The following is a 21,470-nucleotide window of genomic DNA, read 5'->3' as shown; positions in this document are numbered from 1 at the left end:
GACAGCGGATAGATCGGGCCTTCATGGATCGCATCAGGATTATCGGTGGCCAGCCGTTGGCGGGGGAAATCCCCATCGGCGGCGCCAAGAACGCGGCCTTGCCGCTGATGGCGGCGGGCCTGCTGACCGACGAGCGCCTGGTGCTGACGCGGGTGCCGCGTCTGGCCGATATCGCGACCATGGCGGACCTGCTGGCCGGCCACGGCATCGCGGTCGAGCAGACCGACAGCGACGGCCGCGTGCTGTCGCTGGGGGGCGCCATCACCAGCACCGAAGCGCCCTATGACATCGTGCGCAAGATGCGCGCCTCCATCCTCGTGCTCGGGCCTTTGCTGGCCCGCTGCGGGGAAGCGCGGGTGTCCTTGCCCGGCGGCTGCGCCATCGGCACGCGTCCGGTCGATCTCCACCTCAAGGGGCTGGAGCAGATGGGTGCCATCATCGAGCTGGACGCGGGCTATGTCATGGCCCGCGTCATCGGCCGCCTGAAGGGGACGACCATCATCTTCCCCATGGTCTCGGTCGGTGCGACCGAAAACCTGCTGATGGCGGCCAGCCTCGCGGACGGCCAGACCGTGCTGCGCAATGCCGCGCGCGAGCCTGAAATCATCGACCTCTGCCATTGCCTCGTCGCCATGGGCGCGCGCATCGGCGGCATCGGCACGGGCGAACTGGTGATCGAGGGTGTGGAGCGCCTGCATGGCGCGACCCATGCCATCATCCCGGACCGGATCGAGACCGGCACCTATGCCTGCGCGGTCGCCATGACCGGCGGCTCCGTCGTGCTGCGCGATGCGCGGATCGACCATCTGGGTGCCGTTGCGCGGGTGCTGGAAGAAGCGGGCATCGATGTTGCCGAAGTGCCGGGCGGCGTGCGCGTGCAGCGCCGCAACGGCTTGCATGGCGTGGACGTCATGACGGAACCCTATCCCGGCTTCCCGACCGATATGCAGGCGCAGTTCATGGCGCTGATGGCGGTGGCCGATGGGGCCTCCATGATCACCGAATCGATCTTCGAAAACCGCTTCATGCATGTCTCGGAACTGACCCGCATGGGCGCGCGGGTGAATGTGCATGGCGCGTCCGCCATCGTGCGCGGCGTGCCGCAATTGGCCGGTGCGCAGGTGATGGCGACGGATTTGCGCGCCTCCTCCTCGCTCATCCTTGCGGGGCTGGTCGCGAAGGGGGAGACCGTCGTCAGCCGGGTCTATCACCTCGATCGCGGCTATGAGGATGTCGAAGGCAAGCTCTCGGCCGTCGGCGCCAAGATCGAGCGCCTGCGCGACTGATTTTTCCCCGCCCGGCGTCTTTTTCGTCATTCGTGCACGTTGCGCGGGCTGGGCGCCCCGGATCTACCCGTTGAGGCGCCCGGCCGGGTAGACCCGCGGACCAAGTTCGCGGGCGACAGAAACAGCGGGAAGCGGCCGGCCTAGAGTGTGTCAGCCTGAGTAGAAATCACCCTCAACCGTCATTCCCGCGCAGGCGGGAAATGACGGTTGGGGGAGGCGTTACGGTGAAAACTTGACGGCTGCCTAATGCAGCCGGGAATTCTGGTGCGGGCTGTCCAGGCTGAAGGCCGGAATGGCGACTTCAAAGCCGTCGCCCGTCGCCTGCACCACCATCTCGTAGCTGCCGGCCATGAAGCCGGTCGGCGTGTCCAGCGGCGTGCCGGACGTATATTCGAAGCTTTCGCCCGGATCGAGCACCGGCTGCTCCCCCACCACGCCGTCGCCATGCACGCGCTGGATTCGCCCGGCGGCATTGGTGATGCGCCAGGTGCGGCGCAGCAACTGCACCGTCTGCTGGCTCTGGTTTTCAATCGTGACCCGATAGGCCCAGACGAAGCGGCCCTCATCGGGCTGGGACTGATCATCCAGGTAGAAGGCGCGAACGGTAACGCGGATGCCCCGCGTGATTTCGATATAGGCGTCAGTCATGGCGTCCCGCCCTGTTAAGCGGCCTTCTCGGCTTGGGCTTGCTGCTGGGCTGCCGTTGAGGCCGCCCCGAAGGGATAGCCTACGCCGCCCCGCGAGGGGCGGCAATCACAGGCTTATCCCGCAGGGGTCAGGCTTTGATGCGTTGGCGTCCGGCCGCGATTTCGGTGATCTCGGCGGCGGGCGTCTCACCGGTAATGGCGCGGGCCGCCAGTTCGCCCGTCAGCGCGCCCAGCTTGAAGCCATGGCCGGAACAGGCGCTGATCAGCCAGCCCTTCGGCCCCAGCGGCTTCTGGATGAAATGCTCATCCTCGGTCACCGTATAGAAGCAGGCCTTGCGCTCCAGAATCTGATAGCCCTCGTAGTTGCGCAGCACTTTCGGCAGCACGCGCATCAGGCGCGCCACGTCCTCGTCCGTCGCGCGGCGGTCGCCGTCCGGGTCGCCGCGATGGGTGAAGACATGGTCACCGATCTTCAGGCGCATGCCCCGGCGCGGCGGCAGCACGTAGCAGCTGGTCTCATCGCCCAGATCGGCCATCACCCCGGCCTCGTGCCAGGCTTCCGTCAGCTCCGGCGGGGGCGCCAGGAAGATGACGGCCTGGCGGGAGGCATGGGCGTCGCGGCGCAGGTCCGGCACCAGCCTGTCGGCCCAGGCACCGGCGGCGATGACGACGTAATCGCCGCTGAAAGTCTTGCCATTGGCGGTGACGGTACCCTTTTCGGCGTCCAGCGCGGTGACCTGATGCAGGGCATGGAAGGTGACGCCATGAGCGCCCAGGAAGTTCACCAGCCCGCGCACGATGCGATAGGGGAACAGCACGCCGGCGCCGTCGGTCTCCACGATGCGCGTCACGGTTTCCAGATTGAACATCGGGAAGCGGTCAGCTGCCTTGGACAGCGGAATGTCGCGGTAGCGGATGCCCATTTCCGACAGGGCGGTTGAGGTGCCGTGATACCAGGGCGTCTCCTCATGGATGAAATAGGTGGCGCCCGTCGGCTCGTAATGGGTGGCGCCCAGATCCTTCCACAGCTTGTCCCACATCTTGAAGGCATAGGGCATCAGATGCGCATAGCCTTCGAACTCGCCGTAAGCGTGGCGGGTGATGCGATGCTCGTCCCAGGAGGAGCTGATCGGATTGGGAATCGGCCCCTGATCGAAAATTTCGATGTCGTAACCGCGCCGCTTCAGATTCCACGCGGTCGACAGACCCGCGATGCCCGCACCGACGATCAGAACCTTGCCCTTGGCCGCCATTGCCTTTGCCCTTCTCAAGCCTGCGCCATCTGCGCACGTGCATCCGAGTCATAATCCGGCAGGATAGGCGGAACCCAGCCCTGCCGCACGCGCCAATCGCGCGGCAGGTTCGCGAATCGGTGCAGGCCGAGCTTGTCGATATCCGCAAAGCTGCATGCGCCGTCGATCACCAGATCGCGGATCGCGTGGCCGGTGGCCGGTGACAGGCCAAAGCCGACGCTGCTCATGGTGGTGACGGTCAGGTTGTCGGGCTCCGACAGTCGGTCGATCACCGGGCGGCCGTCCGGCGTATTCTCGATGATCCCGGCCCAGGAGCGGATGACGCGCACATGGCCGGCTTTCGGGAAAAGCTCCACCAGCCGCTTGGACAGGTTTTGCAGCAGCTGCGTGGACGGGCGCGTCACCGGGCCGCCCTGGGCGGGCGTATCGGCCAGCCATTCATGCGGGCCGCCGCCATAGGCGAGGTTGCCGCGCAGCGTCTGCCGGCCATAAAGGCCATTACCGTCAACGCCGCCGATCTTCATCAGCGGCAGCGGCTCGGTCACGATCATCTCGGCCCGCGCCGGGGCCACGGGCAGATAGATGCCGATCGATTCCAGCAGCGCGCCGGTCTGCGGCCCGGCGGCGAGCACCAGATGGTCGCAATCGAAGCGGCCGAGCGAGGTCTCCACGCCCTTGACGCGGCCAGCCTCGACGATGAGGGAGGAGACGGCGGTGTGTTGCAGAATGCGGCCGCCGAGATCCTGCAAGGCCCAGGCATAGGCCTGCACCGTGCGCTGCGGATTGGCCTGGCCGCCGAAATGGTAATAGACCGACCCGACGACATTATCGCCCGCGAGCGGCACCAGTTCCCGCGTCTGCTTCGGGTCCAGCGTCTCATACCGGTAGCCCATGGCGGCGCAGATATCGCCATGGTCCTTGTATTGCGACAGCTGCTGCTCGGTCAGCGCCATGATAACGCGTTCCGGCCGATGCTCGGTCGGATAGCCCAGCAACTCGTCCATCTGCGGCCAAAGCCGCTGCTCCTCATGGAAAAGCGGGCTCTGGTAATGGGTGCAGCCGCCGCCATTGCGGCCCGATGCCTCCCAGCCGACGATGCCCTTGTCGATGACCAGGACATCCACCCCGTCCCGCGCCAGCCACCAGGCGGCGCTGAGGCCGGTGACGCCGCCACCGATGACGATGACCGACGCGCTCTTTTTAATCTCTGACATTCCGCGCGCCTCTCAGAAATGGGCCATGCGGCCGGCGCGCTCAATCTCGCGCTCCGTGCCGATATCCTCGTAGGGCACCCATTGCGTGCGGATGCCGAACCAGACGTTCCAGCCTTCGACCATGCCCGGCGTTTCGGAGGCCGCCGCCAATACGCCGAGCGGCAGCGGGCGCACGGGGGCGCGGTAGCCGGCGAGTGCGATGGAAGACAGCGGCCGGTCCGCGCCGATGGCCATGATCATCGCCACCTGCTCGCGGCAGCGGCGGGCCTGGCAGGGGCCCATGCAGGCGCGCGTCAGCCGCTTGATCTGGTCCTGGTTGACCGGCCCATCTTCCGCCAGCTGCGCCAGGCTGTTGTGCTTGTCCGTCGGCGCGGCAAGGTAGCGCGGCGGTTGCACGTCCAGCAGGTCGCGGCGGGAGACCTCCTCGCAGGAACAGGCGATGACGTCCTGTCCGCCGGTCGTCATCAGGGCGCGCATCCAGTCCATGCGATAGGCGTCGGCATCGGCGGGCAGCGCATCAGGGCTCAAGCCTGCGGCATCACCCACGACGGAGACACCCTCGGGAAGGCTGCCCGGCACGAAGGCGCCGGCTTGGTTGCGCGTGATCTTGGCGCCCACGACATCGGCGATATCGATCACCGGCACGGCGCCGATGGCGAGGCAGATGGTGTCGCAGGCGAGGCTGTGCGCATCGCCACCCGCGACGGGAGCCAGCCGCGCGGCGGTGACGCCCTCGGCATTGCCCTCCGCTTCCAGAATGGCATGGCCGGTGACGATCGCGACGCCACGCGCGACGAGGGCGGAGACATCGGCCTGCGGCGCATCCCGCACCTCCACCAGAGCCGCCACGTCATAGCCGGCATCCAGCGCCATGGCGGCGGTCGCGATAGCAAGGTCGCCGCTGCCGAGGATGACGATGCGCTGGCCGTTGAAGGCGGCATAGGTCTGGATGAGGGATGTCAGCCCCAGCGCGCCGACCACGCCCGGCGTCTCGAAGCCCTTGAAGGAATAGACCAGATCGCGCGCGCCGGTCGCGATGATCAGGCGGCGGAAACCGACCAGCCAGGAGCGGGTTTCGTCCGCGAGGCCAACGACGGGTTCCGGTAGGGACCGCAGATTGGGGCCACCGGTGAAGGCACCCCAGGCATAGGTGCCGAGCCTGACATCGATCCCGAGCTCGAAGGCTTCTTCCAGACCGGGATTGGCGGTCAGCACCTGTTCCAGCATACGGCCCTGGTTCTGCACGGCGGCTGTCCAGCGATTGCCAAACAGCAGCGGCACATCCATGCCGATCAGCCCGGCGCCGAGCGGGTTTTCATCCACCAGCATGACCTGCGCCCCGGCCTTCGCGGCCGTGATGGCGGCGGCGAGACCGGCAGGGCCGGCACCGATAACGAGGATGTCGGTATGCTCGTCGGCCTTGGTATGTTTCTCGCCGATGGCGTGAAAGTCGGATACGACGTCTTCGTCTTCCATCAGACGACCTCCAGCGCTTGGGTCAGATCGGCAATGAGATCGGCGGCGGTTTCGATACCGACGGAGACGCGCATGGTGGCCGGGCCGATATGCACGGCCATGCGGTTTTCTTCCGGCACGGCGTAATGCGTGGTCGTGGCCGGGTGACAGATCAAGGTCTCCGCCCCGCCAAGGCTCACGGCGAAGCGCAGCAGCTTCAGACGGTCGAGAAAGCGGAAGGCACCGGCCTCGCCACCCTCCACGTCGAAGGAGAAGGTGGAGCCAGGCCCCGCGCATTGCCGGTCATAGACCGCGCGGGCGGCGGAACCCTCTTCCAGAAAATCGAGATAGGTGATGCGGATCACTTTCGGGTGGTCGCGCAGAAAGACAGCGATCTGCTTTGCATTGGCAACCGCGCGTTCCGTACGCAGCGCCATGGTTTCGACGGATCGCAGCAGCATCCAGCAATTATGCGGATCGGCATGATTGCCCAGCAGCGTGCGCAGCTTTTTCAGGCGGCCCACCAGGGCTGCCGAGCCGCTGACGCTGCCGCCCATGAAGTCGCTATGACCGCCGGCATATTTGGTGAGCGAGGTCAGGCACAGATCGGCACCGTGTTCCAGCGGGCTTTGCAGGAAGGGGCCGAGGAATGTGTTGTCGACCGAGATGATCGGCCGCCGGCCTTGCGCCAGCGCGATACGATCCGCCAGTCGGCTGATCAGCGCGATATCGGCAATGGCGCAGGTGGGGTTGGCCGGGCTTTCCACCATGATCAGCGTCAGCGGGCCTTTGGCCATGGCGGCATCCGCCACCTGGATCAGCGATGCCTCATCCACGCCATCGGTAAAGCCGAAGGGATGGACGCCCATTTCCGTCATATGGGTATTGAGGAACATATCCGTGCCGCCATAGATCGGGCGGCTATGCATCACACTGTCGCCCGGCCGCAGGAAGCATTGGGCGAGGGTGGAGACGGCCGCCATGCCGGAGGAGAACAGCGCGCTGTCCTCGGCCCGGTCCAGCGTCGCGATACGCGTCTGCGCCATGACCAGATTGGGATGATCGAGGCGCGCATAGATGAAGCCGTTCTTGCCCGAGCGCTCCGGCACGTCGCCGTCGAAAAACGCCTGATGCACCGCCCGCGCCACGGCGGCCGAGGGATAGACGAAGGTGGACGTCATATAGATCGGCGGCTTGGCGGCCCCATTATGATCGGCCGGGTCATATCCCGCGCCAATCGCCAGCGTCTCCAGTGACAAGGCAGGGCCGGTTTTGGGGTCAGCCATGGTCAGACTTTCACGACAAGATTGGAGCGGGGATAGGCGCAACAGGCCAGAATTTCGCCATCGGCGACTTCGTCATCCTCGATGCCGCCCTGATGGGTCATCTCAACCGCGCCTTCCAGCTTGGTGATGCGGCAGGTGCCGCAGATGCCGTCGCCGCAGGCATAGGAGATGGGAATGCCGAGCTTGCCGGCGGCGGTCAGAACCGTGTCCTCCGGCCCGATGGTGGTGGTCTTGCCGGAGGGCTGGAAGGTCACGGTAAAGCTGCCGGTCGCAGCCTCCGCCGTGTGCGTGGTCGCCAGTTCAGGGATGGAAATGCCCACGAAAGCCTCCTTGCGGAAGGCGTCAGCCGTGCCGCCGGCCTGAGCGTGAGCGGTCTCGATCGCCGCCATGAAGCCGGCCGGGCCGCAGCAGAAGACCTCCCGATCGGCAAGATCGGGGGCCATTGCCGCGAAGGTCTCGGCAGAGGGGCGACCCTGCTCGGCGCTCGTCAGCCAGTCAAGCTTCCAGCCGCCGAGTTCGGCCGCAATCGCCTCGATCTCGGGCCTGAACAGACAATCGGCTGGGCTGCGGGCGAGGTGGATGTAATGCACCGGGGTGCGGTCGCCGATATCGCGCAGGAAGCGGGCGATGGCGGCCATGGGCGTGGCCCCGCTGCCGGCCGAGACCAGCAGCAGCGGCCGCTCCGGCGGGTGCATCAGGCAGAAGGGGCCGGTGGGCGCACGTGCCGCCAGCGTCATCCCGGCATGAAGGTGATGATGCATCCAGGCCGAGCCGGAGGCGTTGATGGTATCCGCGTCCCCCAGCGCCTTGATGGTCAGGTCGATGGCGTCCTCCTGCAAAGGGGAGGAGGCGATGGTGAAGCAGCGCCAGACGTCGCCGCCCGCCAGCGGCAGGCGCAGCGTCACGAATTGCCCGGCATGAAAGCGCACCGCCGCGCCGCTGGCGGGCGCGAAGCGGAAGGTTTTGACGCCAGGGGCCTCCTGGGCGACGCTGAGGCAGCGCAGCAGGTCGTCGCCGCCGGGCCAGATCGGTCTCTCCGTCACGCTCAATCGGCTGCCATGGCGGCAAGCTGTCTTTCGCCCTCAACCGCGTCGATATAGTCCAGCGCCTTCGTGACGTAATAGTCGGTGAAGCGCAGCACCAGGGACTCGGCCACTTCGGAATAGGGGCCGGGGCGGTAGGCCGGGCTGTCGACGCCACGCTGATTGAGTTCGCAAAGATCGCGATCCTCCATATTGGTGACGTCCCAAAGCTTCACCAGGTTGTCCAGGTCGTAATCCACCCCTTCCACCGCATCCTTATGGACAAGCCATTTGCCGAGTACGAGGGTTTCCTTCGTGCTGATGGGAATGCAGGTGAACATGAATGTGAAGTCACCGGAGGAGTGGCAGAAGCTGTGCGGCTCCAGCGCCCAGCGCAGGCTGCCGATATCGCCGTCGCCGATCGGACACATCAACTTCGCGACGGCGGGCTGCCCGTCCATGGTCATGGAGACCATGCCTTCGTTGAGCGGGAAACGCGCCGCCTGCCACCAATCGGCCTCGACCGGGGCGCTGGGCAGGCCCAGTTCGGCCATGCGCGCGTCGAAATTCGCCTCGTGATCACTGACCGTCTCGAAATTGCCCTTGGCATAGATCGGGAAGGTAACGGCAAGTTCGGGGTGGCGGCCGGCGCAGTGATAGCATTCCCGCGCGTTTTCCATGACCAGCTTCCAGTTCGCCTTTTCCATCAGGGTCGCCTCATGGGCGATCTTGGCGTCCTTCAGATTATGGGCGGCCAGCATCGGCGCCACGGCTTTGGCATAGGGTTCGAAATCGGGCGCGTCCTCGGCCAGGCAGACATAGACCGTGCCTTCCAGCGTCTGGACATGGACCGGCGCCAGACCGTGGTCGGCGGCATTGAAATCATCGCCCATGCGGCCGGCGAAAATCAGCTTGCCGGCGGTGTCGTACGTCCATTGATGATAGGGACAGACCAGACGGGCGCTTTTGCCTTTGCCTTCGGGGCAAAGCTCGGCACCGCGATGGCGGCAGGTGTTGTGGAAACCACGCAGCACGCCGTCCTTGCCGCGAATGACGAGAATGGGCGCGCCGCCGATTTTCAGGGACTGGTAGCTGCCGGCCGTCGGGAATTCGACCTCAAAACCGATCAGGATCCAGCTGCGATGGAAGATCGCCTTCTGGTCGAAGGTGAAGACCGCATCATCATTGTACAGATATTGCGGCAGGGAATGGCGCGGCGGGCGCGCTTCCAGGGCAGCCTTGATCCGACCATACTCAGCCATCATCAATTCTCCGCTTTCCTACGCAATCCTGATCGGGCGCAGTGACCGACCAAGATGACATGATCTGGGGGCAGGCCTGCAAATCGCATTTGTGCATATGGTTATCGAATTTCCGTACCGGGTCGTTTTTTCCGCCGTCGCCCCGCGATTTCCACCTAGCCATCGGCTGCGGAACCGGTCATAGATTCGGGCGGCGCTTTTGATCCTGGGCTACAAGTGTTTCGGTATGCGGGTTTCCGCGCGCCGCGCCTCCCCCCAAAGCAAAAGTCAGTTCGGCCCGCATGTTGCGGGTTGCCAGGTGCGAGGAGAGACCCGATGTCGGTTGGCACGGTTAAGTGGTTTAATGCGACCAAAGGCTATGGCTTCATTCAGCCGGAAGACGGCGGCGCCGATGTGTTCGTGCACATCTCCGCCGTTCAGCGCGCCGGTCTTGGCGGTCTGAATGAAGGCCAGCAGGTCAGCTTCGATCTAGAGCGCGGCCAGAAGGGCAAGATGGCAGCCGTGAACCTCAAGGTCTGATCCATCAAGGAAAGCGGCCCGTGGCGCGCCGCCGCGGGTCGTAATTCTTCCGGATTTTGCAGAATAATTTCGCGTGTTTTATTAGCTGGTTCGAGAAGTCTCACGTCTCGGCAGGCTCAATTACTTCAAGTCAAAGCATAGAATTCGACAGAGATAAGACCGGCGGCCGAAAGGCCCGCGTCACGCATTCTCGTCGTCATCCCCGATTGATCGATATCAAGGCGACATCCATTGCGCGGATGTAGCAATCCTATGCGCGCGCGGGATCGGTTTCCCGCTGCGGCCAAGGAGGGGATGATGCTGCAAGCCCGCGATATCATGACGTCGCCTGTCGAAACGGTCGGGCCCGAGGCCAGGATCGATGCCGTGATCGGCCTTATGGTCGCCGGGCGTGTGTCCGGCGTGCCGGTGGTGACGAAAACCGGGGCCATTGCCGGCATCGTCACGGAAGGCGACCTGCTGCACCGGATCGAGACCGGGACCGAGCAGGGTTCCAAACGCAAGCATACGCATTTTCTGGAACTTCTCATGGGCGGTGGCGAGGAGATCACGCACTATATCCGCAGCCACAGCCGCCGGGTCAGCGATATCATGACCGAGGTCGTGGTCACCGTGACAGGCGATACACCGTTGCCCGAGGTGATCCGGTTGATGGAACAGCATCGCATCCGCCGCGTGCCGGTGGAGCAGGGCGGCCGGCTGATCGGCATCGTCTCCCGCTCCGATCTGGTAGCGGCTTTGGGCCGCCGCCTGGCGGCCATCGAGCCGCCGGGCGCCACGTCGGACGCCGAGATCGAGGCGCGAATCCATGCTGCCCTCGATGCCGCGCCCTGGTTCGCGCAGAGCAATGTCGATCTTCGCGTCGATGCGGGCATCGCCACTCTGGAAGGCGTCATCCATGACGAAAGGCTGCGCACGGCCATCCGCGTGGCGGTGGAGACGGTTCCAGGCGTGATCAGCGTGGAAGACAAGGTGGTCTTTGTGGAGCCGATGACGGGGTCCATCTACGCACCATGATGGAGGCGGGACTGTCACGGCTGGCCAAAGGTTGCGCCTCAGCCAGGGCTGTGCGGCAGGGCGGGCGCCGTCTATAGGCAGTGCTCACGCTCGTTTCTGTATCGGACCTGCCTTATGTCTTCCGGCGATCTGCGCCCGCTTCTGGTCACCCATAGCGGCAAATTCCACTGTGACGAAGTCTTTGCCTATGGGGTGCTCAAGCTTGCGCTCGGCCTGACGGCGCCAGGGCAGGACCACCGCCTTGTGCGCACGCGCGACTCCAAGATCATCGAATCGGGCGATATCGTCTGGGACGTCGGCACCATCTTCGACCCTGCGGTCAGCCGCTTTGACCATCACCAGCGCGGAGCGCCGACGCGCCCCGACGGCACGCCTTATTCCGCCGCCGGCCTGATCTGGCAGGTCTACGGCGTGCGGGCGATTGCCGCCCTGCTGGGCCCCGATGCCGTTCCCGGCATGGCCGAGGCCATCGCGGGCGAGCTGGACGAAAGCGTGCTGCGCCGCATCGACGAGCTGGACAATGGCGTCTCCACCCGTGGGCCGTTGCAGGATGATGGCCTCAGCCTCGGCCGGCTGATCGGCGATTTCAATCCGACTTGGGACAGCCCTTCCGCCAATGGTCCGGGGGCCGGCGACGCCGCCTTCCTGGAAGCGACAGAGTTCGCGGCCGGTTTCCTGCGCCGTCGGGTGGATGGGCTGCGCGCCCGCCATCTGGCCGATGGCCGCGTGCTGGCCGCCCATGCGGCGGGCGAAGATCCCCGCATTCTGGTGCTGGACCAGGGCATGCCCTGGAAGAACACGGTCTTCAGCCACGACCTGCCGGTCATCTATTCCGTCAGCCAGGCCTCCAACGGCAATTGGATGGTCGATACCATGCCGCCGGAGAAGGGGTCTTTCGCCCAGCGCGTGCCGCTGCCGGCCGCCTGGGCGGGGCTGGAGCCTGCCGCTTTGGCCGCCGCGTCCGGCGTGCCGGATGCGGTCTTCGTGCATGTGCGCCGCTTCGTGGCCTCGGCCAAAAGCCGTGACGGCGCGCTGACCATGGCCCGCCTTGCGCTGAAGATCGGCGAGGCGGAAGCTGCCGCCGCCGCCGATACGGCGCCCGACGCCGGCTGAACGTCCATCGGCGTGGCGCTGGGGGATCAGACGGGCGGCATGATCAGGTTTTTGCGACGCCTCTCCCTGGCTCTCCTGGCTGCGATTCTGCTGGCAGTCGGTGCCGTCAGCCTGATCGGTCCGGCGCATTTTCCGCGCCTGATGGCCCTGTGGCGCCAGGGTGCGGGTACGGGTCTTGCGGTCGGCGGTCCCTTTGCCCTGGTCGACGCCGCCAGCGGCAAGCCCTTCACCCAGGATGACCTGCTCGGTCACTGGACGCTGCTGTATTTCGGCTACACCTTCTGCCCGGATATCTGCCCGACCGATCTGGCCAAGGCCGTGCAGGCATTGGCGGCACTCGGCCCCGCCGGCAATGCCGTCACGCCGGTCTTCATCACGGTGGACCCGGCGCGCGATACGCCCGCTGTCATGGCCCGCTATGTGGCGCTGTTCAGCCCGCGCCTGCGCGGCCTGACCGGCAATCCGGGCGCAGTCGCGGCGGCCGAGGATGATTTCCGCGTTTTCGCCGAAAAGCAGCCGATCCCGAATGGCGGGGGCGCCTATTTGATGAATCACTCGGCGTTCTTCTATCTCATGAACCCGCGCGGGGAGGCCGTCGCCATCCTGCCGCCCCAGCTGGACGCGGCCGGCATGGCCAAGGCCATCCGCGAGGCCATGGGCAAAGGGACGGCCAGCTAGGCCGCGCTGCGGCGCAGGTCTATTGCTGCGCCCTCGCGCAGAACGGCATGGGCGGCCAAGGTGAAGGCCGGTCCGTCATGCAGGGTCAGCCCCGGCAGCATCCGGCATTCCGCCCGGCCACCCTTGATCGCCTGGATCAGCAGCATCTTCGCCTCGCGTCCCGCACGCGGCCAGAGCGGGAACAGCACCAGCGACCCGCAGCCCCCGGCGCCGAGCGCCGTCATGGCTTCGGGGACTGCACGGGCCGGCAGGATCAGCGTCATGCTGCCGCGCGGCTTCAGGCGAGGGGCCAGACGGCCGATCCAGCGGTCCAGCAGCCCATCCTCGGCCATTTTCGCCCGCTCGCGCAGCATATCCGCCGGATGCGTGCCGGACGCGTCATGCCAGGGCGGATTGCTGAGGATATGGTCGAAGGGTTCGGCACCCAGCAGGCGGGGCAGCGGGCTTGCCGCGACATCGGCGCAGACGACGGTCAGGTCGCGGCAGGCATTGGCCGCGAAATTCTCGGCCGCCAGCCGGGCCATGGCGGGCTCGATCTCAAGCCCGGTGCCGTGCAGGCCACCGACCCGATGCGCCAAGCATAACAGACCCGCGCCAGCCCCCGTTCCGGCTTCCAGCACGCGCTCGCCCGGCCGGGCCGGGACGCTGGCGGCCAGGAATACCGGCTCGATCCCGGTGCGATAGCCATCTTTCGGCTGGGCGTAGCGCACGCGGCCGCCGAGCAGAAATCCCTGGGTGGCGGGGGCCTCCGCCGTGTCATCCGTCATGGCGCACCGGGGCCACGCGGCTGCGAACAACACCTACCGGGCGCGGGGTGGTAGCGACAGCGGCCGTTTTGTGCGATGGCGAACGCGGCCGGCGATGAGCCGGCAGGCGGAGCCCACCGATTTCGGGCTTCCGTCGATTTGCGTCAGGAAGGGCTTCAGTTTGGACATGAGTGCCGAGGTTACACCCTCCAACCACGACCAGGCCGCACCGCGCGACGCTTTGACCAAGCTGGCGGGCCTGCTTCAGGCGGATATGGAGGCCTGCAGCAAAGCCATCGTCAGCCGCATGGATAGTCCCGTGGCGCTGATCGGCCAGGTGGCGGCGCATATCGTGGCGGCCGGCGGCAAGCGCCTGCGCCCGCTGCTGACGCTCGCCGCGGCGCGCATGTGCGGCTATGCCGGCGGCCAGCGACACGTCCATCTCGCCGCCTGTGTCGAATTCATCCATACCGCGACCCTGTTGCACGACGACGTCGTGGATGAAAGCCGGCTGCGCCGGGGGCTCGACTCCGCCAATGCCATTTTCGACAATAAGACGCCGATCCTGGTGGGCGATTTCATGTTCGCCCGCGCTTTCCAGCTAATGGTGGAAGACGGGTCGCTGCATGTGCTGCGCATCCTTTGCACCGCCTCGGCCACCATTGCCGAGGGCGAGGTGTTGCAGCTTGTCACCCAGCATGACCTGACGACGACGGAAGAGCGCTATCTGGATGTCGTGCGCGGCAAGACGGCGGCGCTGTTCTCGGCCGCCGCCCAGGTCGGTGCGGTGGTGGCGGCCCGGCCGCTGGCGGAGGAAGACGCGCTCGCCAGCTACGGCCAGGATCTCGGCATCGCCTTCCAGCTGGTCGACGACGCGCTCGACTACGCAGCCGATCAGGCTGTGCTCGGCAAGACGGTGGGCGACGATTTCCGCGAAGGCAAAGTGACCCTGCCGGTCCTGATCGCCTATGCCGATGGGACCGAGGAGGAGCGCGCCTTCTGGCGCCGCGTGCTGGAAGACGGCACCCAGACCGACGAGGATCTGCCGCATGCGATGCAATTGCTGGAGCGTCATCGCGCCATCGCCAGAACGGTGGAGCGCGCGGCCGGCTTCGTGCGCAGCGCCCAGGCGGCTTTGAGCATTTTTCCGCCCTCCGCGCTGCGCGATGCACTGACGGATGTCGCGACCTACACGATTCAGCGGGTCCATTGACGCGACCGGATTGCGGACCCACCTTTGCCTGAGCTTCGCTGACCGCTTTTGAAAAGGGTGACTTCCATGGCTGCCAAGCCGATGCATAACCACAAAACTCGTAATGATCTCGAAAGTAATGCCAAGACGGTGGCGATCGAGATCCTCAATGCGCGTCTGGCCGATATGATCGACCTCGCGCTGATCACGAAGCAGGCGCATTGGAACCTCAAGGGTCCGCGCTTCATCATGATCCATGAGCTGCTGGACGGTTTCCGCGACCAGATCGACGAGCATGTCGATACGGTTGCCGAACGCGTCGCCCAGCTTGGCGGCACCGCGCTTGGCACCACGCAGGTGGTGGCGGCGCAGTCCACCGTTCCGGCCTATCCGACCAATATCTACAAGATCGAGGATCACCTCGCGGCGCTGATCGAGCGTTACGGTCTGGTGGCCAATGCGACCCGCAAGGCGATCGACGACACCGCCGAAGCCGGTGACGCCGATACCGCCGATATCTTCACGGCCGCGTCGCGCGACATGGACAAGGCGCTGTGGTTCCTGGAAGCGCATACGCAGGAACCCGCGTAACGCCGTCAGGCTTTCACGCTGGCTGTTGTCGGACGGGCCGGATCGCAAGATCCGGCCCGTTTCGTTTGGCGTGACGTCATGGGGGCTTTCACCCCAATTCGTATCGTTCCGCCCCGTAACCTAACCATATTGTAGCAAAATCACCCGATGGGAGCGCTGGGCAGGCCGGGCGCTTCGCGCTATGCCCAAAGCATGGACGCAAAAAAGAAAGCTGCAACCGCCTGGCTGCGCCAGCAGAGCGCGCAGGGCCGCAAGGCGGCGTCGGGCGCGATCGTGTTCGGTCTCCTCGGCACGCTTTTCGGCGTCATTCAGGCCGCCGCCGCCGCCGATCTTCTGCGCGCGCTCATCGTGCGGGACGATCAACCGGTGCTTCTGGCCGCCATCATCTTCGGCATCGCCGCTGTGCTGCGCGGCCTGATGATGATGGGCGCCGACGCGGCCGGATTCGCGGCTGGCGCCGCCGGCCGGCGTCGTTTGCGCAGCGAAACCCTGAACCGTTTGCTGTCCATCGGTCCCAGCCTGCTGCGCCAGGGCCATAGCGCCCATCTGGCCGGCATCGTGGTCGACCGTATCGAGGCGCTGGACGGCTTTTTCGCGCGCTGGATTCCGGCGGCGCTGATGGCCATCCTGGCGCCGGTGATGATCGTCGTCGTCGCGGCCATCGCCGACCCCGTCTCAGCCCTCATCCTGGCCGCCTGCGGCATTTTCGTGCCCTTCGCCCAGGCGATAGCCGGCATCGGCGCCGGCTTGGCCGCGCGGTCGCAGCTGGCCGCCATGATGCGGCTGGAATCCCGCTTTCTGGATCGTATTCGCGGCATCGGCACCATTGTGCTGGCAGGCCGCGCCGAAGACGAAGCGGCCGCCCTGCGCGTCGCCGCCGACGAGCTTCGCGTCCGGACCATGCGCGTGCTGCGCACGGCCTTCCTGTCCTCGACCGCGCTGGACCTGGCGGCGGCCGTGGCGCTGATCGGCATTGCCATCCAGCAGGGCGATCTCATCCTGCACGCTGCCCATGGGGCGGAGATGGCGGCGCAATCGGGCCGGGCCTTGTTCCTGCTGCTGCTGGTGCCTGAGATGTTCGCGCCGCTGCGCGCCTTCGCGCTCGCCTATCAGGATCGCGGCGCCGGCATCGCGGCGGCGGAAGCGCTGATCGTGCTGCCCGAGGGTGAAACCGATCCCCGCTTTGTCGCGGAACCGCCGGCCGCCGCCCCGGTGACGGTCGCGGCGCATGGCATCAGCGTCGCTTTCGAGGATGTGCATCTGACCTGGGACAAGGCGCGCGGTCCGGCGCTGGACGGTGTCAGCTTTCGTCTGCCGGCGGGTGGCGCCGTCATTCTGGCCGGGGCTTCGGGCGCCGGCAAATCCACCGTCATCGAAATCCTGCTCGGCTTCGTCCGCCCCGATAGCGGGCGCGTTCTGCTGAACGGCATGGATATGACCAGCATCGTGCCACAGGCGCTGGCGCGCCTGACGGCCTGGATCGGCCAGAAGCCGGTGATCTTCGCGACCACGATCGGCGACAATATCCGCTTCGCCAAGCCGGAGGCGAGTGCGACTGAACTCGCCGAGGCCGTGCGGCTGGCCAGCATGGACAGCGTCATCGCGGAATTGCCGGACGGGTTGGACACCATGGTGGGCGAGGGCGGTTTCGGCCTTTCGGGCGGACAGGTGCAGCGCATCGCCATTGCCCGCGCCTTCCTCAAAAACGCGCCGCTGCTGCTGCTGGATGAGCCGACGGCGCATCTGGACCCGGCGACCGAGGCGGAAGTGCTGGAAAGCCTGAAACGGCTGGCCGTCGGCCGCACCGTCATCATGGCCAGCCATTCCACCCAGGCGCATATGCTGACCGGCCGCCGCCTCAATATGGCGGCGGGCCGCCTGCTGCTGGGCGACGCGCAGAAGGGAGTCGCCTGATGCAGGATATTCTGCCGATCTTCCGTCTGTGGAAGGCCAGAACCGGCTGGATGGCGGCGGGCATCATTCTGTCGCTGCTCGCGGTGCTTGCCGGCCTGCTGATGATGGCTTTGGCCGGACGCCTGACGGCGGCGGCGGTCGTGGCCGGTGTTATCGCCGCCCCCGTGCTGCTGCGCGTCACCGGCGTCGCCCGCGTCGTGCTGCGCTATGCCGAGCGCGTGGTGACGCATGAGGCGACCTTCCGCGCGCTGGCCGATGTCCGCGTCTGGTTTTTCTCCGGCATTGCCCAGCGCCTGGCTGGCGGGCTTGGCCTGGCCCGCAGCGGCGATGTGCTGAGCCGCGCCGTCAGCGATGTCGAATCCCTAGACGGTCTGTATTCCCGCATCCTGGTGCCGCTGGCGGGCGCGGTTCTGGTGCTGCCCGTGCTGGTCGTGGTGCTGGCCTTGCATAGCGCGATTCTGGCCCTTGTCGTCGGCGTGCTGTTCGCGGTCTCGGCCTTCCTGCTGCCGGTTCTGGCAGCACGCGCGACGGCTGCGGCCGGGGAGCGGCTGGCGGTCAATCTGTCCAATCTGCGCGTCACGGTGCTGGACGCCATTACCGGCCTGCGTGAGGTCCGCGTCTTCGGAGCCGAAGGCCGCATGCTGGCGGCCGTGCAGGCGCGGGAGGCCAATCTGCTGGCGGCCCAGCGCGATGTCGCGAAATCCGCCCGGCTCGCGCAGCTTGCCTCCTTCCTGCTGGCCCAGGCCGCCATTCTGTCGGTGCTGGTCGGTCTCGGCGCTCCGGCGCCCGCCGCTGTCGCGGCGGCCTTCCTGACCATTGCGGCTTTCGAGACCGTGGGCGGCCTGCCGCGCGCCGGCGCGCTCGCGGGCTATGCTATGGCCGGCGCCCGTCGCGTGCGGGCGACCGCGACGGCGCCGCTGACCTCGGCCGACCTGGATGAGCCGCAGCCGCTGCCGCGCGATTCGACTCTGCGCTTCGAAGGCGTGCGCTTCCGCTGGCAGGCCGCGCGCACGCCGGTGCTGGACGGGCTGACGATGGAGATTCCCAGCGGATCGCGCGTCGCCATTCTCGGGCCATCTGGCTCCGGCAAATCGACCCTGGCGCAGCTTGCCCTGCGGCTGGTGCAGCCCGAGGAAGGCCGCATTCTGCTCGGCGGCGTCGATATCACCGAGCTGAAAGCGACGGAGCTCCGGTCCCGCATCGCTTTGCTGAGCCAGGCGACGCATCTGTTCGACGATACCATTCGCGCCAATCTGCTGCTGGCCCGGCCGGACGCCGATGAGCGCGCGCTATGGGCGGCGCTGGATGCCGCGCAGATCGGCGACATGGTACGTGCGCTGCCCGAAAAGCTGGATACCTGGGTGGGCGAGGGCGGCTATCGCTTCTCCGGCGGCCAGGGCCGGCGCATGGCGCTGGCGCGCGTGCTGCTGTCCCCCGCCCTGGTGGTGATCCTGGACGAGCCTTGCGCCGGGCTGGATATGGAAACCGAGCAGGCCTTCCTCTCCACTTTGAACGATCTCGGCCGTGGCCGCACCTTCGTTCTCATCGCGCATCGGCTGCTGGGGGTGGAGAAGCTGGACCGCATCTGGCGCCTGTCGGGCCATCATGCCGTGGCGGCAACGGCCTGACGTCGCAACGGATCAGGCTTTAGTTCCTTCAAACCGCACGGTTTTACGCGGGCCTCCCTTGACGGAGGGCGCGCAGTCAGGCCCCATCGCGCCAACCCAGTATGGAGCCTGTTTCATGCGCCGCAGAGCCGCCTTTCTCGCCTTGTCCCTGATCGGCCTCAGCGGCTGCGCTGCGGTCAGCCAGCAATATCATCCGGCCGAGCCGAAATTCGTCGTCTTCTACAGCCCCTGGGGCGCCACGCTGGACGCCAAGGGGCTGGCCGTCGTTTCCCAGGCCGCGCAGGCCGCTTTGAAAGACCCGGCCGCGACCGTGCAAGTGGTGGGCTTTGCCAGCACCATCGGGACGGATGCCGCCAATCAGGCGCTGTCCGAGCAGCGGGCCAGCAATGTGCTGAACCAGATCGTGGCCGACGGCGTGCCGGCGGCGCGCGTCACCAGCATGGCGCGGGGTGCCACCAGCTACGAGCTGAGCCCGATCGAGGCGCGGCGGGTGGAGATCGACATCATCCACGCCGGTTTTTAAACATTTCCTGATCGCGTTGCGGGCGCCGGCCTTATTGCAGGCTTGCGCCCGGCACCCCGAAAACGGCATGAAGGCAACAGGATAGCGCGTCTTCCTGGAGTGGAACCTTATGTCGTTTGCGGTCTCGATCAAGCGGCGCGTGCGGGCCGGCATTCCGCCCCTCATTTTCCTCGCGCTGGCGGGCTATTTCGCCTGGAACGCGACGCGCGGCGATCGCGGTCTGGTCGCCCAGCAGCAGGACCGGCTCGATCTACAGGCGGCCCAGGTGCAGCTGGCCCATGCCAATCAGGACGTCGCGCAATGGCAGAACCGTATCCAGGGCATCGGCGGCCGCACGCTTGATTTGGACGCGCTGGATGGCCAGGCCCGCAGCATGCTCAACCTCGTCGACCCCGCCGACCGCGTGGTGATGATGGGCAACGGCACGCCCGCCAATGGCCTGCCCGCCGCCGACCCTGGCTCGGTGACGGCGCCCGTGCCCATGCAGCCGACAACGGCCGGGCAGTAGCTTCCGCTTTGGATTGATGCGACTCCCAGCCGTCATGCCCGCGAAGGCGGGCATCTTCTCCGCCTTGTCGCACTGCCAAAGGGAGAAGATTCCCGCTTTCGCGGGAATGACGGTGTTTCAGTGACAACCTGATGAGTGCTCGACCATAGAAAAAGGGGCCTTGCGGCCCCTTTTTGCTGTCGGATGCGGCGGCTGATCAGCCCTCCATATCCTCGGCGATCAGGCGCAGGGTCTGCGGCGACTTGCTTTTGAGGATGGAGAACCAGATGAAGCCGATCACCATATAGGCGACGAAGATCGGCGGCAGCCAGTTATAGGGTGCTTCCGGGTAAGGGACGACGCTGCCGTAGATGACGAAGGCCATCAGGGCGGTGCCGACGATGCCATACAGCATATGCTGCGCTTGCAGCTTGCCGGCACGGTAGAGATCGACCGGGGCCGTCACGCAGACGCCCAGATAGACGACGACGAAGCCGTAGGTCGCGATGGTGCCGGTGAGACCGAACCCGTTCAGAAAGCCTTCCGGCAGCAGCGCCAGAACCAGGACGAGAACAATCGCCGCCGAGGCAAGAACGGCGACATGCGGCGTCTTATGCACGCCATGGACGAGACCCATGGAGCGGTGCAGGAACTGGTAGCGGCCCATGGAATAGAGCATCCGCGAGCTGGCATTGATGCAGGCCAGCGCGCAAGCGAAGCCCGAGATCATGGCGGCGAAATAGACCACGGCGGCGGCCCAGGACAGGCCGGCCTTGTTCGTCATATCGGCGAAGGGGGAGGAGCTGCTGCCGATGGCGGCGGCATTGTCGCCCATGCCCATCACCATGCAGTAGGACAGGATGCAGAAAAAGGTGCCGGCCACGGCCGCGCTGCCGATGATGGCGATCGGCACGTTGCGCTGCGGATTGGCCGATTCCTTCGCCAGCGTGGCGGCACTTTCGAAGCCCACGAAGCTGAAGACCGCGAAGGTCAGCGCCGACATCACGCCGCCGAACTTGAGGTGGGTAATGTTCAACTGGGTGGAGTCCACAACCGTGCCGTGCTTGCCGACGACGACGGCGGTGATGAGGATGATGATGCCGATGGACAGCGTCTCCATCACCAGGCCGACGCGCGACGACATCTGGATATCGCGATAGGCGGCATAGGTGACGAGGCCGAGGAACAGCACGGTGAACAGCACCAGCACCGGCATCGACAGGCTGGCGTGGAAGACCGTCAGGAAGTTCGACAGGAAGATGGGGAAGCCGAAAACGACCGCGACGGCGGTGGTGAGATAGGCGAGGATCATCGCCCAGCCGGCCAGAGCCCCGGTCATCGGGCCGAAATTGCGGCCGATATAGACGAAATAGGAACCGGCTTCTGGGTGGCGCTTCGCAAGGGACGCGATGCAGGCACCGACGAAGACAAGGCCAATCGTCGCGATGAGATAGGAGAGCCAAGACCCGACGCCGGCCAGGCCGGCCACGACGGTGATGTTCAGTGCGGGCGTCAGCGTCGGAGCGATATTGGCGATGGACTGGCCGATCGTTTCGAGCAGGCTCAAGGCACCATGCTTCAGCTGCGCTTTAGCCGGAGCGCCATTTATGTCGGTGGCGGCCACCATTAGATTGTCT

At 66.1% G+C, this 21,470-nt stretch carries 20 protein-coding genes; 11 read left to right on the top strand and 9 right to left on the bottom strand.

Going from position 1 to position 21,470, the window contains the following annotated elements:
• Positions 1 to 23 precede the first annotated feature (23 nt).
• Positions 24 to 1,286, top strand: a complete 1,263-nt coding sequence (murA, locus tag ASILVAE211_RS13615) for a UDP-N-acetylglucosamine 1-carboxyvinyltransferase (RefSeq protein WP_227321874.1) — start codon at positions 24 to 26, stop codon at positions 1,284 to 1,286.
• 243 nt (positions 1,287 to 1,529) lie between these two features.
• Here the strand turns inward: murA and apaG are convergent, their stop codons facing one another.
• The 7 genes from apaG to ASILVAE211_RS13580 all read right to left on the bottom strand — a co-directional run bounded on the left by apaG (position 1,530) and on the right by ASILVAE211_RS13580 (position 9,425).
• Positions 1,530 to 1,934: a Co2+/Mg2+ efflux protein ApaG gene (apaG, locus tag ASILVAE211_RS13610; protein ID WP_227321873.1), complete on the bottom strand. Its 405-nt coding sequence runs from the start codon at positions 1,932 to 1,934 to the stop codon at positions 1,530 to 1,532.
• Between the two features lie 127 nt (positions 1,935 to 2,061).
• On the bottom strand, positions 2,062 to 3,186 hold the full coding sequence (locus tag ASILVAE211_RS13605) for an NAD(P)/FAD-dependent oxidoreductase (protein ID WP_227321872.1): 1,125 nt from the start codon (positions 3,184 to 3,186) through the stop codon (positions 2,062 to 2,064).
• A 14-nt stretch (positions 3,187 to 3,200) separates the two neighbouring features.
• Positions 3,201 to 4,400: an NAD(P)/FAD-dependent oxidoreductase gene (locus ASILVAE211_RS13600; protein WP_227321871.1), complete on the bottom strand. Its 1,200-nt coding sequence runs from the start codon at positions 4,398 to 4,400 to the stop codon at positions 3,201 to 3,203.
• A gap of 12 nt (positions 4,401 to 4,412) precedes the next feature.
• Positions 4,413 to 5,876, bottom strand: coding sequence for an FAD-dependent oxidoreductase (locus tag ASILVAE211_RS13595; RefSeq protein ID WP_227321870.1), 1,464 nt, complete (start codon positions 5,874 to 5,876; stop codon positions 4,413 to 4,415).
• Positions 5,876 to 7,141: a cystathionine gamma-synthase family protein gene (locus tag ASILVAE211_RS13590; RefSeq protein ID WP_227321869.1), complete on the bottom strand. Its 1,266-nt coding sequence runs from the start codon at positions 7,139 to 7,141 to the stop codon at positions 5,876 to 5,878. Before ASILVAE211_RS13590 ends, ASILVAE211_RS13595 begins: the two co-directional genes overlap by 1 nt.
• Positions 7,142 to 7,143: 2 nt before the next feature.
• Positions 7,144 to 8,184: a flavin reductase family protein gene (locus tag ASILVAE211_RS13585; protein WP_227321868.1), complete on the bottom strand. Its 1,041-nt coding sequence runs from the start codon at positions 8,182 to 8,184 to the stop codon at positions 7,144 to 7,146.
• 2 nt (positions 8,185 to 8,186) lie between these two features.
• Positions 8,187 to 9,425, bottom strand: a complete 1,239-nt coding sequence (locus tag ASILVAE211_RS13580; RefSeq protein WP_227321867.1) for an aromatic ring-hydroxylating oxygenase subunit alpha — start codon at positions 9,423 to 9,425, stop codon at positions 8,187 to 8,189.
• A 315-nt stretch (positions 9,426 to 9,740) separates the two neighbouring features.
• On the opposite strand from ASILVAE211_RS13580, the gene ASILVAE211_RS13575 reads away from it, so the two are divergent.
• The 4 genes from ASILVAE211_RS13575 (at position 9,741) to ASILVAE211_RS13560 (ending at position 12,752) form a co-directional block, all read left to right on the top strand.
• The gene (locus ASILVAE211_RS13575) at positions 9,741 to 9,944 is read left to right on the top strand and encodes a cold-shock protein (RefSeq protein WP_227321866.1); all 204 of its coding nucleotides are present in this window, start codon (positions 9,741 to 9,743) and stop codon (positions 9,942 to 9,944) included.
• A gap of 297 nt (positions 9,945 to 10,241) precedes the next feature.
• Entirely contained in the window at positions 10,242 to 10,961 is a 720-nt protein-coding gene (locus ASILVAE211_RS13570) for a CBS domain-containing protein (RefSeq protein WP_227321865.1), read from the top strand.
• A 114-nt stretch (positions 10,962 to 11,075) separates the two neighbouring features.
• Positions 11,076 to 12,074 (top strand): MYG1 family protein, encoded by a 999-nt coding sequence (locus tag ASILVAE211_RS13565; RefSeq protein ID WP_227321864.1) that lies wholly within the window; start codon positions 11,076 to 11,078, stop codon positions 12,072 to 12,074.
• A 51-nt stretch (positions 12,075 to 12,125) separates the two neighbouring features.
• Positions 12,126 to 12,752: an SCO family protein gene (locus ASILVAE211_RS13560; RefSeq protein WP_227321863.1), complete on the top strand. Its 627-nt coding sequence runs from the start codon at positions 12,126 to 12,128 to the stop codon at positions 12,750 to 12,752.
• On the opposite strand, the gene ASILVAE211_RS13555 is transcribed toward ASILVAE211_RS13560, so the two are convergent.
• Positions 12,749 to 13,519: a tRNA1(Val) (adenine(37)-N6)-methyltransferase gene (locus tag ASILVAE211_RS13555; RefSeq protein WP_227321862.1), complete on the bottom strand. Its 771-nt coding sequence runs from the start codon at positions 13,517 to 13,519 to the stop codon at positions 12,749 to 12,751. The genes ASILVAE211_RS13560 and ASILVAE211_RS13555 overlap by 4 nt on opposite strands.
• Positions 13,520 to 13,685: 166 nt before the next feature.
• Between ASILVAE211_RS13555 and ASILVAE211_RS13550 the strand changes: the two genes are divergently transcribed.
• From ASILVAE211_RS13550 to ASILVAE211_RS13525, 6 genes are all read left to right on the top strand, one after another.
• Entirely contained in the window at positions 13,686 to 14,711 is a 1,026-nt protein-coding gene (locus tag ASILVAE211_RS13550; protein ID WP_406566063.1) for a polyprenyl synthetase family protein, read from the top strand.
• A 66-nt stretch (positions 14,712 to 14,777) separates the two neighbouring features.
• A complete protein-coding gene (dps, locus tag ASILVAE211_RS13545) occupies positions 14,778 to 15,281 on the top strand; it encodes a DNA starvation/stationary phase protection protein Dps (protein ID WP_227321861.1) in 504 nt (167 codons plus the stop codon).
• A 192-nt stretch (positions 15,282 to 15,473) separates the two neighbouring features.
• Positions 15,474 to 17,195 (top strand): thiol reductant ABC exporter subunit CydD, encoded by a 1,722-nt coding sequence (gene cydD, locus ASILVAE211_RS13540; protein ID WP_227321860.1) that lies wholly within the window; start codon positions 15,474 to 15,476, stop codon positions 17,193 to 17,195.
• Complete coding sequence (gene cydC / locus ASILVAE211_RS13535) at positions 17,195 to 18,823, top strand: thiol reductant ABC exporter subunit CydC (RefSeq protein ID WP_227321859.1); 1,629 nt, start codon at positions 17,195 to 17,197, stop codon at positions 18,821 to 18,823. Before cydD ends, cydC begins: the two co-directional genes overlap by 1 nt.
• A gap of 115 nt (positions 18,824 to 18,938) precedes the next feature.
• Positions 18,939 to 19,346, top strand: coding sequence for an OmpA family protein (locus tag ASILVAE211_RS13530; protein ID WP_227321858.1), 408 nt, complete (start codon positions 18,939 to 18,941; stop codon positions 19,344 to 19,346).
• 109 nt (positions 19,347 to 19,455) lie between these two features.
• Entirely contained in the window at positions 19,456 to 19,854 is a 399-nt protein-coding gene (locus ASILVAE211_RS13525; RefSeq protein ID WP_227321857.1) for an FtsB family cell division protein, read from the top strand.
• A 196-nt stretch (positions 19,855 to 20,050) separates the two neighbouring features.
• Here ASILVAE211_RS13525 and ASILVAE211_RS13520 read toward each other — a convergent pair whose 3' ends face one another.
• Positions 20,051 to 21,460: an APC family permease gene (locus ASILVAE211_RS13520; protein ID WP_227321856.1), complete on the bottom strand. Its 1,410-nt coding sequence runs from the start codon at positions 21,458 to 21,460 to the stop codon at positions 20,051 to 20,053.
• Positions 21,461 to 21,470: the final 10 nt, after the last annotated feature.

The organism is Acidisoma silvae, from assembly GCF_020618775.1.
Classification (GTDB): domain Bacteria; phylum Pseudomonadota; class Alphaproteobacteria; order Acetobacterales; family Acetobacteraceae; genus Acidisoma; species Acidisoma silvae.
The sequence above is the reverse complement of the archived record's forward strand: the minus strand, read 5'-3'. Positions and strand labels throughout refer to the sequence as shown.